Genomic DNA, 15,206 nt, shown 5'->3' with positions numbered 1-15,206 from the left:
ATAGGTGACCGGGTCGCACCGCCGCTTGGGTGACATACCGATCGACACGCCAACCATTTAGGTGGCTTCCACATACCCCTACATCCTATGACGGAGATCGAACTGTTCGAGCCTGAGACGTTCATCCGGGCTCTCACACTCCTGGTTACGACGGCGGTGTTCATCGTCACCGCGCTTGCCTACTACCGCACCCGGATGCGTCGCGTCCTGATCCTCGCGCTGCTCGCTGCATTACTCGCGACCGATCTCCTGCTGGAAGTCGGTGACGACCTCCTCGAGGAGGGCATCCCTCACTTCGAGTTGCTCACGAGCCTGTTCGCACTCGGAATCGCACTCCTCCTGTTGGCGACTGTGGTACGGCGCTTCGAGTGGCGACCACCATGACTCTCCAAATCCCCCGAGTCGGCTCACACAAACGGAACTGAGGACATGCACGATGGCTAGACGCCGCCCCCACGACGACGAAGACGATATCCTTGAGTTGGAGACGCGCAAGGAAATCTTCGAGTACGTTCAGGCAAATCCAGGGGTCCACTTCAGTCAGCTCAAGCGCGACCTCGATATGGAGACGGGACTCGTCCAGCATCACCTGCGCACTCTCGAGAACTATGACGTGCTCACGAGTCAGGATCACCAGGGCAAACGCCGACTGTTCGTCGCCGAGGAACTCGATGAGGAGGAGCGTGCGATCCTTTCGTCGCTTCGGTACGAGACGACACGTCATATTCTGCTGTTCTTGCTGGAGGAGGACACGGCCCGGAACCGAGCGATTGCCGAGGAACTCGGCGTGGCACCGGCGACGGTGTCCTGGCACGTGTCACGCCTCATCGAGAACGGGATTGTGTCCAAGGTTCGGGATGGCCGGACCACGTTCTATACCGTTACTGACGACGAACTAACCATGCAACTCCTGGTGCGATATCAGGAAAGTTTCGTTGACAGAGCTGTCGATAACGTACTCGATTTCTGGGGCTGACCAATCAGGCCGAGCGGTGAATATGCATGCGGAATACCGACCGGTTTCGGTGGTTCCGTCGCAACATACGGGCCCTGTGTTCAGCACAGCCGCTGAAATCTGTCACCGCTTGAGGATTTCAACAAGGCCACATGTCGGGAACGTCGGTGAGCGAACGCTCCGTGAGGACGTGCGCGATTCGCGTCGAAGCCGCGGGTTCACGTAAGTGAGCGCAGCGAACGGTCGAGAGTTCGGGAGAGCGTTGCTCTCTCGGTGGTTCGGAGCCTCACCGTTCACGCAGTCCGAGCAATGAAGACGGATCCAGTCAAGAAGGAGGTCGACTGTGAGGGGTGGGGCCGGTCGAGGCTGGCGAACACCCGACTCAGTCGGCGTCGACAGCGACTTCCAGATCGAAGGGGACGTCGGCAGGGGCAGCATCCGGAGCGAGGTAGCCGACGGCGAACGCAGTGTACACGGTCCCCGCCTCCGCCGGGAACTTGAACGTATCGACGACATCGCCGTCGTTGTCCTCGGTTGCGGGTCGGACCTGGAGTTTGTAATCGCCAGCAGGGACTTCGACCGTCCCGGCGGCACCGAACGGGACGTCCTCGAACAGCGGGTCGCCGCCGACGGTCACGTCGACGTTCGGTGCGTCCGGGGAGGCGTGAACGAGCGTGACCCGAGCATCGCTGCCGGGATCTGAGCGGTCGTCCTCGTACAGTTCAACGCTGAACGGCTGGTTTTCGTCGGCCAGTTCGCCGAGCGCCGCTGCGGTAAATGCACCGGCAGAAAGCTCGAGTGTCTCGTCGAAGACGACCGTGTCCGGATCGCCAGCCGCCGTGATCTTGATGTCGTACGTCCCCGATTGAAGACCGAGATAGTCACTCACCGTGCGGAACGGGACATCCTCGAGCACCGCGTCGCCATCGACGTAGACGTCGACGTTCGGAGCGTCCGGTGAGAGATGCGCAACGCGGAGTGCCGTGTCCTCCTCCTCTTCGTATCTGGCATCGACGGAGACTTCCAGATCGAAGGGGACGTCGGCAGGGGCAGCATCCGGAGCGAGGTAGCCGACGGCGAACGCAGTGTACACGGTCCCCGCCTCCGCCGGGAACTTGAACGTATCGACGACATCGCCGTCGTTGTCCTCGGTTGCGGGTCGGACCTGGAGTTTGTAATCGCCAGCAGGGACTTCGACCGTCCCGGCGGCACCGAACGGGACGTCCTCGAACAGCGGGTCGCCGCCGACGGTCACGTCGACGTTCGGTGCGTCCGGAGAGGCGTGAACGAGTGTGACCCGAGCATCGCTACCGGGATCTGAGCGGTCGTCCTCGAACACTCCGACATCGAACGGCTGGTTTTCGTCGGCCAGTTCGCCGAGTGCCGCTGCGGTAAACGTACCGGCAGTGAGTTCGAGCGTCTCGTCGAAGACGACCGTGTCCGGATCGCCGGCCGCCGTGATTTTGACGTCGTAGGTGCCCGTTGGCAGGTCGAGGTAATCGCTGACCGTGCGGAACGGAACGTTCTCGAGTACTGCGTCGCCGTCGACGTACACATCGACGTTCGGAGCGTCCGGCGAGAGGTGTGCAACGCGGAGTGACGAGTCCGCCTCCGGTTCGTCGGTATCGTCCGTCTCGTCGGTGTCATCGTCGTCATCGTTGTCATTACTTGCAGATGGTTCTACCTCTTCCTCAGGATCATCGCTGACACATCCAGCAAGGGAACCAACCACCGTGACTCCACCAACCGTCTTCAGCACCGTCCGCCGTCTGGGATCAGACATGTTCGTTTAGCGGAAAGGGTAGAGAGTGTATGAACAATTCCCCAGATGTTTCCAGTAAGAGACCCAGTTTAGTCCAAAATATTTCCAATATTTTTCCAGAATTGTTAGGAACGGCCGCACGCTGAGAGTCTCACGAACAGGCTACGGTTATCCGCCTCATCGTCGCACTCACAGCGCTGGGCACGAGCATCTATTCGACGACTCGGGGGCAATATCCCGCTTCGCCAGCACTGCGAGAACAGATCGAACTATCGCGCTGACTTACTCGCTGCTGTCGTTATCCTTCTTGCCGGTGACTCCGTACTCGCTGACGCTCTCTTTGAACTCGGTGAACGCGTTTTCGGCACTGACACGCGTCTCGCCGAGGGTCGCACCGAGGAGTCCGCCGATTGCCCCGCCCGTGCTCGCGGCGTTCCGACTAACGACGCCGCCGACCGCGGCACCGATTGCCGCACCGATCGCCGCGTACTTCGCCCGATTGAAGATCAGGTTGAGTTTGTCTTTCATAGCCGTAAATCAGGGAGATGTCATATAAAACCAACCGTTCGTACAGTCGTCTCAGTACTGATACACGGCGTTGAGGATGCCTGCCGTCTGGCCAATGTTGACAAGTATAAGCCCGAGGATGGCGGCCCACTCACCCGCAATCGCCGTCCCGCCGGCGACGTACACCAGCGCGCCGACGATGCTCAGAGCGCCGCCACCGAGATAGATGGCGGGTGCTCGCGTTACCTGTCGGCCCGTCTCTACAAGTCCGACGCCCGGAACGACCATCCAGCCAACGATGCTGAGGGCGAACAACGTGCCTGACAGGGAATCGACGAAGAAGCCAGCGACGCCGGCCGTCGTAACGACGAAACCGACGACGAGGACGCGTCGCCAGATCAACAACACGCCGTCTGCCATCTCCGACCACGAGAGGAGCGTGAAAACGGCAACGATGGTTGCCATCACCAGATTCGAGACGAACAGTGCGTGCTCGCTGGCCAGATCTAGATGGACGGCGGTCACGAACGTCCAGGCAAGCGGAACGAGCAGGGCGGGGCCGTTCTCCCGAAGGCGTCGGAACATACATACACCATTTCACGGACAGGTAATGAGGGTACTCCCGGGTGCTCAGTCGGCGGGCGCCTCCCGGTCGACCTGCGAGCCGCTCCGTGTCGCCACCCAGGTCACGACAGTCAGGACGAGCAGTGCGACTGCAAGCACGAGCGAGAGGTACATCGCCGTCCTGATATCGGCGAGTTCGGCGACGACCCCGACCACGAGCGGTGCGATGGCGAGGCCTGTGTAGGTTCCGCCGGTGGTCATTGCGCTGATCGGCCCGCTGTACTCGGGGTTAGCGTCGACGCCGTACGACAGCAGGGTCGGAAAGAGCCCGGAGATCAGGAAGCCGGCGAGAAAAACGAGGGCGAACAGGGGCCGGCCACTGATTCCGCTAAACGTGACGAACAGCACCGGAATCGACGCCAGCGTGAAGCCGAAGGCGAGATATAGATACCGGACGCGCTCGATCACCCAGGTGTTCAACAGCCGTCCGGGGATGTACGCCAGCAGATACGTCGAGAGTAACAGATTGGCGAGATTTCGGGAGAGGAGCGTACTCGCGTAGTAGGGAAGCCACGTAAAAAAGATGCCCTCGATACCGCCGAGCAGGGTCATACAGCCCACCGCACCGAGAACCGCGGGCCGGCGCACCAGCATGCGGAGAGCGTCGAGCGAGAGCGACCGTTCGTTGTCGGTGCTGGCCGGGAGCTCCGTGCGCCAGATAAGCAGGCCGACCGGAACGAAAAAGAGACCGAGAATAGCGTAGGTGACCCGCCAGTCCGTCACGGAAAGCACGGCGTTGACGAGGACCGGCCCCGTCACGGCACCCAGCGCCCACGCCAGCGAGTAGAGGGCAAAGATTCGCCCGCGACGACTCGGATAGAGATGGGACAGGATCGGTCGGTCGACGCCGCGGAAGGCACCGACTGCCGCGCCCTGCCCAACCATCACCGTGAGAAACAGCCAGTACACCGGGGCGGCGCTCATCACGAGGAGCGAGACAGTCGTCGCCGCGACGCCGACCAGAAGGGTTCGCTTGAGGTCGATCCGACCGGAGACGAAGCCGATGGCGACGATTGCGACGACGAAACCCACCGTGCCGGCGGGCGCGACCAGTCCAAGGAGCCCCTCGGAGACGCCAAACGAGGTCTGGAAACTCTCCAGAAGCGCCCCGCGTATCTGGGTCGCGACGGCATCGCCCATCACGAACAGGAAGATTGCGACGACCCAGACGCGGCGGGAGTTCATCTATCTGCCGTCGCGGGCGTCAGGAAAAGGAGGTTTCGGAATGGTCGACCCACTTCTGGCGTCGAAGAGGGAGTTGCGACGGTCGAGACGACGCTACGCCCGCACCCGGATCAGCACCACTCCTCGTACTGGTGAACCCGCGCGGGATTGAGCGGCCTGGGCTCCCGGTCGGTGTCGTCGTAGGCGTCGTGGTGATCCGTATGGGAGATGTCCAGGCCGCCTTCGGGGTCGTACTCCCGGGGCATGATCGACCGGGCGCGCTTCTCGTTCCACGAACTCACTTTGTCCAGGACTGGCTCACGTTCGAGGTCGCCGAGTTCGAGCGCATCACTGGCCTGTTCGACGGCGCGTTCGCCGCGTTCGGTCCGGGCGATCAGCGTCGTCTTTCCGTCCCCGCTACCGACGCTTCCGGCGGTGATGTCGGCCGCGCCGCCGACGAAGTCCGTACACTCGTCACAGCCGTCCAGCCCGGCCTGTCCGAACTCGTCGACGTCCTCGCCGAACAGCGTCTCGCCGTCGGCGTCGTAACCGATGAGGGTCCCGCCGTTGACGTCGAGTTTCTCGACTGCGGCAGGTTCGACGCCCAGTTCGGCGATGGCGTCCCGAAGCCGTCGAGACTCGAAGGCGCGGGTACACATCAGCGAGACGGTCAGCGCTATCTCGTCGAGTTCGCCGTCGTAGCCGTACTCCCCGAGCGCCGTCGCGCCCTCGATGACACAGGGCGTCCCGACGACGGCGATATCCGGATCGTCGAGGTCGGCGGCATCGAGTAGCTCCTCGATCCGACCGACCTGCATCGTCTGGTTGTAGAAGCTTCCGGCGTTGTCGACCAGTTCCTCGCGGCTGGTAGCCAGGAACGCCTCGCCGTGGAGCGGTTCGTCGCCCTCGGTGGCGACTATCGCGCCGTCGATCTCCCCGGCGTCGAGCAGTTGGGCGAGCAGCGTCGTGACCGCGCCACCGTCCTGTCCGGCGTCGGCCGTGGCTGCATCGACAGCCTGCGCGCTGTAGGTGCCGCCGACGTCGTCGGGAATCGACGACTGGACGTCCTTGACCAGTCGTTCGTAGCGCATTCCGCTGCGCGGGCAGTAGTCCCAGCACCGCGAACAGCCGGTACACATCTTCACGAGCGTCGGGCGCTCCATCTCGCTGTCGATGCCGATGGAGTCGGCGGGACAGGCGGCAACACAGGTCCCACACTGCGTACAGCGGTCGGACTCGATGACCGCCTCGTCGAGGTCGCGGAACCAGGTCTTGCCCGGCGGTGCCGTCGATTCCGCGGCGGTCTCGCGGGGGTCCTGACCCTTGGTCGGAACCGTTCGGTTGGTGGTTTCGGGAACGCCGGGCTCTCGTCGTGACATATCAGTTTACCTCCGGTACTGCGGGGTCGCCGTCCTGTGCTATCGCCTCCGCGCAGGCGTCGCCGTCGATCAGTGTCCGCAGGTCTGCATCGGGGACGCGCTCGGCCCACTCGGAAAACGCCTCCTCGCCGGCATCGGTCGCGTAGGCCGTTACGAGACGTTTGATCCCTGCGGGAACGTCATCGAGCGTCACCGATCCGGCGATCCAGTCAGCGAACCTGTCGCGCCCGAGGTCGCCGCCCAGACCGATGTCGGCGGCGTCTTTGGTCCCATCAGATGTTCGTTTCGCCTCGCCGCGCATGCCGATATCGCCGATCTGTGGCTGTGCACACGAGGCCGAACAGCCGGACATGTGGATCCGGACGGCGTCGGGGAGGTCCGACTCGTCGAACCGGTCGGTTTCCACGACCCACTCGTCGAGCGCTCGTGCCCACTCCATCGCGCGGGATTTCGTCTCGACGACGCCGTAACTACAGAACTCCGCGCCGGTACAGGTGACGACGCCCTGGGTGAACGGCCCCGGATCGGGGCTGTATCGCTCCAGAAGGGGTTCGGCCAGCAGGTCCTCGAGTGCGCCCTCGCGGACGCCGGCGACGAGCACGTTCTGGTTCGCCGTCAGCCTGAGTTCGCCGCTACCGTACTGCTCTGCGAGGTCCGCCAGTTCTGTCAGGTCCTCGCCGAGCATCCGGCCGGTCGGGAGAGTGAGACCGACGTAGTACCGGCCATCCGCCTGCTCGTGGACGCCGACGTGGTCGCCGCGATAGCTCGTGGTGAGTTCCTCGCCCGGGCCCTCGAACCCGAAGTCGACGTACCGCTCCAGTTCGTCGCGGAAGCCGTCGGTGCCGTACTCCTCGACGATGAACTTCAGTCGGTTGACCGCCGTGTCGATGTAGCTTCCGTGGTCGATGAACAGGTCGGCGACGGCGAGGGTGAACTCCTCGACCTGCTCGGGGTCGAGAAACACGCCGAGGTCAGTCGCCGCACGCGGGCCGTCCGAGAGGCCGCCGCCGACTTTCACGTGGAAGCCGTCGCGACCGTCCTTGACCGCGGGCGTGAAGCCGAGGTCCTGGATCTCGCTGCGCCCGCAGTTCTCGTGACAGCCGCTGAGGCTCACTTTGAGTTTGCGGGGTAGATTGGCGTATCTCCTGTTGCCCTCGAAGGCGTCTGCGATCCCTTCTCCAAGCCCCCGGACGTCGGTGATCTCGTCGCCGAGTCCGGAGGCCGGACAGGCAACGACGTTCCGGAGCGTGTTACCGCTCGCCTGGATGGTCGTCAGTCCGACCTCCTCGTACCGGTCCCAGATCTCGGGCATGTCCTCGACGCGGATCCAGTGAGCCTGAAGCCCCTGTCTCGTCGTGACGTCGAGAAAGCCGTCGCCGAACTGGGGGTTCTGTTCCGTGCCGCCGTACTCTTCCGGTGCCCTGGCGAACTCGTCGACTATCTCGCCGTAGGTGCGGGCCTGCTCGGCGGTCAGGACGCCGTTCGGTACCTTCGTCCGCAGCATGAAGTAGCCGTCCTGCTTTTGCGTGTACAGTCCGATCAGGTGCAGGCGGCCGAAGACGTCCTCGCCGAGTTCGCGGGGGAGTGCCTCGAACCCCGCCGGCGCGACCTTCCGGACGCCCTCGTAGAGCCGTTCCGGGTCCCAGTCGGAGGACTCCGCTCGAACCCAGTCAGTCAGGCTTCCCTCGTAGAACCGGACGTTCTCGTAGCCCAGGTGCGTCAGAACGGCAGCGGTGTGACTGAGTCGGCGGGCCGTGTTACAGTAGAGGACGACCGGGGTCCCGCGCGAGATTCCCTGCTCGTCGAGCATCGATTCGATCTGCTCGTCCGGCCGGAGGCGACCGTCATCGTCGACGAACGCCTCCCAGCTAAGTTGGACCGCGCCGGGAACGTGGGACTGTTTGTACTCCGCGAGGGTGCGGGTATCGACGACAGCCGTCTCCCCGTCCTCGACTGCACGTTCGACGTCGTCACGATCCGCGAGCAGTGTCTCGTCAGGCGCATCGGGGTCGTACTGGACGAAGTCGGTCTCGACCGGTTCGGTCTCGACCGGACGCTGCCCGCGCAGCGCATCAAACCCGCCGTCGGCCAGATAGAGGTTCCCGCCGTGGCCGTACACTGCGGCGGTGAGCAGAAACCGGGCCGCGTAGACGCCATCCCCGCCGTCGTAGGCGACGAGCGTGTCGTCGTTCGTGATACCCGCTTCACCGAGGAGTTCGCCAAACCTCTCCCGACCGGGTAACATCCCCGTCGCGACGCTCGACGGATCGCGAAAACTGTCGAACGGGACGTTTACCGCGCCGGGCGCGTGACCCATATCGGTGTACTCCCGTTGGTCTCGTACGTCGACGAGGGTGACGTAGTCGTGTCGCTCGACCCACGCCGGATCGACGAACGCCGGACTGTCGAAACTCATCTCTGGCCCTCCCAACGGCGTTCGATAACCGAGCGCCGTTCCGTACTGCCTCGCTGTCGTTTCATGGCTTGTCGTACGTTTGGTTTCCGGGCCTACTTTGTAGCTCTCGTAACGGGAATCCCTTCCCCTGCTCCGGAAAAGATGCACGATTCCGAGCTACCCCTGACGGTCGTTCATCCCTCAGTACGACCCCACTTTACGCTCGCTTCTGGAGAGAATCGCCAGAAGTGATCGGTGTCGCCCAGCCTGACGGCTCCTCGTTGATCGTCCCAGCATCCGGCAAGAATTTCTGGATCGTCGTCGGTGGGCAGACAACGCCCACAAATGGGGGCAGCGCGGTCAGACGCGCCGAGTCAGCGACTCGGTGAACTTGCGCTTCGTCGTCTTGATGCGGTCGTAGAGCAAGGCCCCTTCTGCCAGGGCTGGATACTCGACTGGGAGTGAACTGTAGAGGTACGCACAGAGTCCGTGGCCATCGCCACGCCAGTGAGAGGCAGGCGATCCGGACCGGACTTGCTGTTGCCGGCGTTCGAGTACGGACTCGCACTCCTCTTCGAGCGCATCTAGTTCCCACCAGTGATGTTCGAGTTCGTCGAACGACTGGCGTAGTCGTCGAGAGTCCTCCAGGTCGTCGATGCGCTGATCGATATTCGCTAGCGCGTCGTTGGTTTCCTGAAGCGAATCGGATTCCGCTTCGAGCGTCCGGAGAAAGCGCTCTCGGCTGTTTTTCGTCTCGGTTCCTTTCTGTACGAGGGCCTGTTTGATCTGAGGGGTAAATCGGGACGTGGTGTCGAGAGCCGTAGTGACTTCTTCACCGAGTTCGATCGCCATGTTCTCCCGCAGGGGTTCGCCGTAGTCAACCTCGTAGTGTGGCACCTCCATCACGGTGTTCTCGTAGAGTTTGTAGACGTCGCCGACCTGCGAGGTGGCCGGAGAGTTCGTCCGCTTTACCATCGCTCCGCCTTCGGTGGCGACCTGTGGCTGAACGGTCGTCGCTTGAAGCCGACCGATCCCTTGCACGAACTGCTCGAACGCCTTCTTCTCGTCTCGGACACGCCGTTGCTCTTCGGAACACTCCCTGCGAGCGTTCGCAAGGTAGGTAAACGCAATGAGAGCGACTGCAGCGAAGACGGCAACCGTAACCAGAAGTAACTCCGATGAGAGTAGCTCACCGATGGTACATTCGATGCCTGAACAACCCTGCTGTAACTGTGGCTCCCCGATTCGGTAGTGGCCCGCGTTTGCTACCAGTAGAGAAGCCATGCCAGTTTTTACCATGCGGGCAGGAACTATAATCGTTGTGTCTGCGAGTTGAGACGATGCTGCCGAAAATTGCCTTGGAAACCCTATCGGCAATGAAATCCGCTCAGAAATCGGGTTCTAGCTCGACCAGTTCGATGCGTCCGGTGCCGGAGACGCTTACGCCACACCCTTCGTACTGGAACGAAATCTCCAGCGGGTTCTCGGTCTTCGACCTGTCACAGAGTGCATCGATCGCGTCCGGATCGATTGTTTCGTACAACGGATCGAGTTCGGTAGCTGTCACGTCTCGAATCGACGCGACGGCCTCGATCAGAACGGTCGACATCCGCTCTGAACTGTCCCGTTCCATCGTGAGTGTGTTCTGTTGCTGCCCTGTACGTACCTTCTTGTTACACTTTTGCTCAACCATCTTTGGAATCCCTCAATTTGCCACATCCCCATGTGGCGTACCGATCGTATGTAGTGCTCCAAGATCCCGATATAAAAGCGTGTCCAAACCTGAACTGTGTTGTCTTTCGTTTTATCACCAGTTTGGGGCGGTGCAGTCTGGCGATTCAGGTGGTCGATCCACCGTTCATGTTTTTATAATTATGTAGAATCGGACCTGCTCGACCCGAGCAGTTCTGAGAGGCCGGGTGTCTCGTCACCATCCCCTTCCAGTGCGGATTCGACGAGCATCTGGCCGCCGATAGTCGCTGGACTGATCACGCTGTCCGCTCCCGCGTGTCGTAGCTTTGCGACGTTCTCGCGGTCCGTCGCTGCCGCGACGATCCGGATGTTGGGACGGAGTTGTCGGGCAGTCAGGATCGCCAGTGCGTCCTGTGCGTCGTCTTCCGTCGCGACGACCAGCGCACGAGCGGATCCGATCTTTGCCCGTTGCATCGGTTCCTCGTCGCTCGGATCCGCGGCGATAGCTTTCAGCCCACGCTCCGAGAGGTCCGACACGCGCTCCCTGTTGGCAGTGATTACGACGAAGTCGGTATCGCTGTCGGTCAGTCCGACCACTACCGGTTCGGTGAGTTCGCCGTCACCGAGAATAAGCACGTGGTCTTCGAGGAGTTCGAGTTGTGAATCGGTCATGTTTCCAAGCGCCTGACTGAGTCTGGCTTCGATGGCTGGCCCCAAAAGTGATCCGAGAGCGACGGCGAAACTCGCAGTCCCGAACACGACGACGGACATCCCGAACAGTCGCGCTTCCGGGCCGGCGGGATAGGCGTCGCCGTATCCCACCGTCGTCGCCGTAACGATAGTGTAGTAAAACGCGTCGAGGATCGTGTTCACCCCCTCGAAGTCCTCGCGCAAAATGTACGACCCGACGGTGCCGTACGCCTGGGTTCCGATCAGCGCGAGCGCTGCGGCCATCTGTGTCGTCGATAGCGAGAGCTCCCGACTGAACTGCTCACGGTGAACCGCGACGAACGGGATCGAAAGCAGGGAGAGAACGACCAGGGGAAGCGAGACGGGACTTGACTGGACGAGCCCTTGCAGTGCTGTCACCGGCAACAGCACGAGGACGGCGTACCACGCGACCCGGAGTCCGCGTTTGAGTCCGTACACCGCGGCGATCATGAGGAATCCGGTCAGGGTTCCGGTAAAGCCGGCAGTTCGCTGGACCGCTGTCGGAATGTACGCCTCCAGCGGAAGGACCGTTACGAACCGGATGTTGCCGATGTGGAGGAGACCGGTTACGACGGACAGAACTGCGACGATCGTCGTTAGCCCGACGGCCGCGCGCGTGGCGAGCAGTTTCCGACTCCAGGTCATATACGACTCGTAACGAGACTGCCGTATAAACACACATCGGAGTCGCTGTTCGTCCGTGGCGAGGCGCAAGCTACTTGCTGACGGGGCATTGATCGCTCGGATATGGAGTGGAAACTGTTCGCGGACCTCGCGGAGCACGCTGGCGGCAAGCACGTCGGCGTCGATGTCGACCCCGGCGATACCGTCGGCGATGCGCTCGACGCCTTGCTCGCGGACCGCCCCGAACTGGAGTCGCGGGTGCTGGCTGACGACGGGAGTGTGCGAGAGCACATTAACGTCCTCCGGAACGGAAACGACGTGAACGCCACTGGCGAAGGCCTCTCGACGACGCTCGAATCGGGCGACGAACTCGCATTGTTCCCGCCGGTCAGCGGCGGGTAGCTAGAACTCGGGGTCCCGTCCTTCGAGGAACGCGGCGACACCCTCCTCGTGTTCGGGCGTATCGCGGGCGAGTGCCTGAGTGGTGTTCTCGTGGTCGAGCGCCTCCCGCCAGTGTTTGCCCGCGTTCTCGTGGAGCGCGCGCTTGGTCAGCCCAACGGTCTTGGTCGGACGTTTGCGGAGCGTCGACAGCAGTTCGTCGACGCGCTCGTCCAGTTCGCCGTCCGGTACGGCATCGTTGATCAGGTCGATATCGGCGGCTTCGTCAGCCGAGATGAACTCGCCAGTCATCGCTAGCCGCTTTGCGGTTCGGAGACCGACCAACTGTGGAAGCAAGAAGGTACCACCGGTGTCGGGTATCAGGCCGACGCGCACGAACGCACAACTGAAACTGGCGGAATCGGCGGCGTAGGCGAAATCACTGAGGGCGGCGAGTGCAAGCCCTGCACCGACCGCGTCGCCGTTGACTTTGGCCACGATGGGTACCCGCGAGGTAATCGCGGCTTCGACGACGCGCCCGAACGTCTCCGCGATGCCGTCGAACGTCTCGACTGCGTTCGCCTCGGTATCGACCATCGTCTCGATATCGCCGCCCGCGCTGAAGGCCGCGCCCTCGCCGGTCAACACCACCGCGTCGTGTGTTTCGGCGTCGACATCCTCGATGGTCTCCGCCAGTTCGGTCGCCGTCTCGACGGTGACGGCGTTCATCACTCCGGGTCGGTCGAACGTGACGGTCCGGACGCCGTCGACATCGCTGATCTTCATGCGTCGAACGCACAGCGTAGAGGATAATGAAGGTACGGCCTGCGAAGGTGCGGACGGCCCTCAGTTCCGTGCAGAGAGGTCGGCTTCCATGACGAAGTCCGGATGCTCACTTACCTCGACGCCGATGTGGACGGCGTCGGTGACGTGTCGAGGTGTCTCGGGAAGCAGCACTCTCGTTCGGTCGGCACCGACGCTTGCGGCGTCCCGTCGGATCGCAGCGAAAAGCGCCCGTGCGGCCGGCACGTCGGCCCACGCGCCGACGCCGTACTCCGCCCACGTAACGGTCTCGCTGTCTTCTTCCCGGTCGTAGGTGCGCAGTCGGAGCGTGAGTGCTTCTGTGCCGTCGCCCTGCACCGCCAGTACCCGTTCGGCGTCGTCAGCGAGGCGTTCACGCGTCAACGCGGCGAGCGCCCACGCCTCGTCGACGTCCAGTGCGAGTCCCGAGAGCGCATCGTGTGCGTCGCTGCGCGTCCAGTAGGTCCACGCCGCATCGGGTGACTCGGTGATTCGATGACCGGTGTCGGCCGCCGCGTTGGCGTCCGGCGTCGGGAGCGCCCAGCGGAACTCCGTCCCGGCGTCGAAGCCGACCGCTCGGCTAGTGCCGAGACCGGCCATGTTCCACGAAAAGACCATATTTCGACAAAGTGTCCCGCCGCGTTCGGCCGCCCAGTCGAACAACCGATCGTTCATAGGTTTGCTCGCGCCGTGGCCGCGTGCGGCGGGTGCGACGCGCATCCCCTGTGCCCACGCCTCGTACTCGGAAAGCATCACGCCCTGGAGGATTCCAGCCACCTCGTCGTCCGCTTCGAGCACGAAGGTTCGTTGCTCGGGGCCGTCGCTCTCGACCCATTGCTCGAAGATGTCGGGGATGTAGTCGCCGGTCTCCTGATCGGGCCACGTCTCGGTCGTGAAGGACGTGACGGCATCGTGATCCGATAGTCGGGCCTGGCGGACGCTGAAGTCCGTCATCGGGCTACTCCCAGGGGACCGACCGAGCGGTTATCTCGCCGGCCGTCGGTTCGGCCATCACTGTTTCGGGGTGGTCGCTGTTCGCGAGCGCCCACATCAGTTTTACCTTCGCAGTTCCGGGTAGCATGTCCTCGCCCTCGACGACGCCGGCGTCGAGCAGGTCCCGGCCGGTGTCGTACACGCGGTCACAGACACGCCCATCGAGACACTGGCTCGTCATGACGACCGGGGTGCCCTCGTCGACGATGTCACCGATCCGGTCGATGAGGTCCGAGTGGACGTGACCGAGGCCCGTCCCTTCGAGGATGATGCCGTCATTCTCTGCCGCGAGGTCGAGAATGCCCTCGTCGAAGCCGGGTGTGAACTTCACCAGCGAGACGTCGGCGTTCAGGTCTGCCGAGAGGTCGAGTTCGACATCCCCGCGCTCTGCGCGTTCTCGCCGCCACTCGATCGCCAGGTTCTCGTACTCGATCTCACCGAGCGGCTTCGCGCCGACCGTCTCGAAGGCGTCGCGTCGCGAGGTGTGGTTCTTGCGGACGCGGGTCCCGCGGTGGAGCGCGCAGGCCTCGTCGGATTCGTCGGCGTGCATGCAGACGAGCACCTCCGCACAGTCGCTTTTCGCGGCTTCGACCGCACAGACCGCGTTCATCACGTTGTCGCTGGACGGGCGATCGGCCGAACGCTGGCTTCCGGTGAACACGATGGGAACCGGTGTGTCGAGCATAAAGGAGAGTGCGCTCGCACTGAACTGCATCGTGTCGGTGCCGTGCATCACGACGACGCCGTCGGCCCCGGCTTCGATCTCCTCGTGGACGGCCTCGGCGAGTTCCTGCCAGACGTCCGGCGTCATGTTCTCGCTGAGGATGTTCGCGACGACCCGTCCACGGTAGTTCGCGAGTCCTGCGAGATCCGGCACTGCGCGGAGGACGTCCTCGGCGTCGAACTGGGCCGTGACCGCACCGGTCCGGTAATCGACCGTCGAGGCGATGGTTCCGCCGGTGGAGATCAGCGATATCGTCGGCAGGTCCTCGTCGAACTCCACCGTGGAATCGGACGTGTCTCCCGATTCTTCGACGTCGTGGACGTCCGATTCGATGACCTCGACGGCGGCGTCCTCGCGGTCGATGCCGACGTTGTACCCTCCCTCGAGTTTGAGTACCAGATGCTCGTCCGTTGTCGAGGGGAGCAACACGCCCTCGTAGCGCTGCCCGTCGCGCTCGATCCGCACGTGATCGCCTGCGTTCATACTCATCCGTTCAG

15 protein-coding genes are annotated in these 15,206 nt (G+C 63.0%); 3 read left to right on the top strand and 12 right to left on the bottom strand.

Annotated elements, in window-relative coordinates:
- Positions 1 to 87: 87 nt before the first annotated feature.
- Positions 88 to 384 carry a hypothetical protein gene (locus tag ACFQL3_RS11000; RefSeq protein ID WP_377054192.1) on the top strand — a complete coding sequence of 99 codons (297 nt, stop codon included), beginning with the start codon at positions 88 to 90 and terminating at the stop codon, positions 382 to 384.
- A 52-nt stretch (positions 385 to 436) separates the two neighbouring features.
- Positions 437 to 976 (top strand): winged helix-turn-helix transcriptional regulator, encoded by a 540-nt coding sequence (locus ACFQL3_RS10995; protein ID WP_377054190.1) that lies wholly within the window; start codon positions 437 to 439, stop codon positions 974 to 976.
- A gap of 361 nt (positions 977 to 1,337) precedes the next feature.
- On the opposite strand, the gene ACFQL3_RS10990 is transcribed toward ACFQL3_RS10995, so the two are convergent.
- The 9 genes from ACFQL3_RS10990 to ACFQL3_RS10950 all read right to left on the bottom strand — a co-directional run bounded on the left by ACFQL3_RS10990 (position 1,338) and on the right by ACFQL3_RS10950 (position 11,834).
- Positions 1,338 to 2,738: a DUF4397 domain-containing protein gene (locus tag ACFQL3_RS10990; RefSeq protein ID WP_377054188.1), complete on the bottom strand. Its 1,401-nt coding sequence runs from the start codon at positions 2,736 to 2,738 to the stop codon at positions 1,338 to 1,340.
- 261 nt (positions 2,739 to 2,999) lie between these two features.
- Positions 3,000 to 3,245, bottom strand: a complete 246-nt coding sequence (locus ACFQL3_RS10985; RefSeq protein ID WP_377054186.1) for a hypothetical protein — start codon at positions 3,243 to 3,245, stop codon at positions 3,000 to 3,002.
- Between the two features lie 51 nt (positions 3,246 to 3,296).
- On the bottom strand, positions 3,297 to 3,809 hold the full coding sequence (locus ACFQL3_RS10980) for a hypothetical protein (protein ID WP_377054184.1): 513 nt from the start codon (positions 3,807 to 3,809) through the stop codon (positions 3,297 to 3,299).
- A 45-nt stretch (positions 3,810 to 3,854) separates the two neighbouring features.
- A complete protein-coding gene (locus ACFQL3_RS10975) occupies positions 3,855 to 5,033 on the bottom strand; it encodes an MFS transporter (protein WP_377054182.1) in 1,179 nt (392 codons plus the stop codon).
- A gap of 110 nt (positions 5,034 to 5,143) precedes the next feature.
- Positions 5,144 to 6,391 (bottom strand): Coenzyme F420 hydrogenase/dehydrogenase, beta subunit C-terminal domain, encoded by a 1,248-nt coding sequence (locus ACFQL3_RS10970; RefSeq protein ID WP_377054180.1) that lies wholly within the window; start codon positions 6,389 to 6,391, stop codon positions 5,144 to 5,146.
- Between the two features lies 1 nt (position 6,392).
- Positions 6,393 to 8,807, bottom strand: a complete 2,415-nt coding sequence (locus ACFQL3_RS10965) for a rhodanese-like domain-containing protein (RefSeq protein ID WP_377054178.1) — start codon at positions 8,805 to 8,807, stop codon at positions 6,393 to 6,395.
- Between the two features lie 339 nt (positions 8,808 to 9,146).
- Entirely contained in the window at positions 9,147 to 10,070 is a 924-nt protein-coding gene (locus ACFQL3_RS10960) for a DUF7260 family protein (protein WP_377054176.1), read from the bottom strand.
- Between the two features lie 103 nt (positions 10,071 to 10,173).
- Entirely contained in the window at positions 10,174 to 10,419 is a 246-nt protein-coding gene (locus ACFQL3_RS10955; RefSeq protein ID WP_377054174.1) for a HalOD1 output domain-containing protein, read from the bottom strand.
- 239 nt (positions 10,420 to 10,658) lie between these two features.
- Complete coding sequence (locus ACFQL3_RS10950) at positions 10,659 to 11,834, bottom strand: NAD-binding protein (RefSeq protein WP_377054172.1); 1,176 nt, start codon at positions 11,832 to 11,834, stop codon at positions 10,659 to 10,661.
- 102 nt (positions 11,835 to 11,936) lie between these two features.
- Here ACFQL3_RS10950 and ACFQL3_RS10945 point away from each other — a divergent pair, with 102 nt between their 5' ends.
- Positions 11,937 to 12,215 carry a ubiquitin-like small modifier protein 1 gene (locus ACFQL3_RS10945; RefSeq protein ID WP_377054170.1) on the top strand — a complete coding sequence of 93 codons (279 nt, stop codon included), beginning with the start codon at positions 11,937 to 11,939 and terminating at the stop codon, positions 12,213 to 12,215.
- On the opposite strand, the gene ACFQL3_RS10940 is transcribed toward ACFQL3_RS10945, so the two are convergent.
- The 3 genes from ACFQL3_RS10940 to gatD are packed head-to-tail and all read right to left on the bottom strand — an operon-like array spanning position 12,216 to position 15,192.
- Positions 12,216 to 12,977 carry an enoyl-CoA hydratase/isomerase family protein gene (locus ACFQL3_RS10940; RefSeq protein ID WP_377054168.1) on the bottom strand — a complete coding sequence of 254 codons (762 nt, stop codon included), beginning with the start codon at positions 12,975 to 12,977 and terminating at the stop codon, positions 12,216 to 12,218.
- Positions 12,978 to 13,037: 60 nt separating this feature from the next.
- The gene (locus ACFQL3_RS10935; protein WP_377054166.1) at positions 13,038 to 13,946 is read right to left on the bottom strand and encodes a GNAT family N-acetyltransferase; all 909 of its coding nucleotides are present in this window, start codon (positions 13,944 to 13,946) and stop codon (positions 13,038 to 13,040) included.
- 4 nt (positions 13,947 to 13,950) lie between these two features.
- Positions 13,951 to 15,192 (bottom strand): Glu-tRNA(Gln) amidotransferase subunit GatD, encoded by a 1,242-nt coding sequence (gatD, locus tag ACFQL3_RS10930; RefSeq protein ID WP_377054164.1) that lies wholly within the window; start codon positions 15,190 to 15,192, stop codon positions 13,951 to 13,953.
- Between the last annotated feature and the right edge of the window lie 14 nt (positions 15,193 to 15,206).

Source organism: Natronoarchaeum sp. GCM10025321, from assembly GCF_042663585.1.
Taxonomy (GTDB): domain Archaea; phylum Halobacteriota; class Halobacteria; order Halobacteriales; family Natronoarchaeaceae; genus Natranaeroarchaeum.
The sequence above is the reverse complement of the archived record's forward strand: the minus strand, read 5'-3'. Positions and strand labels throughout refer to the sequence as shown.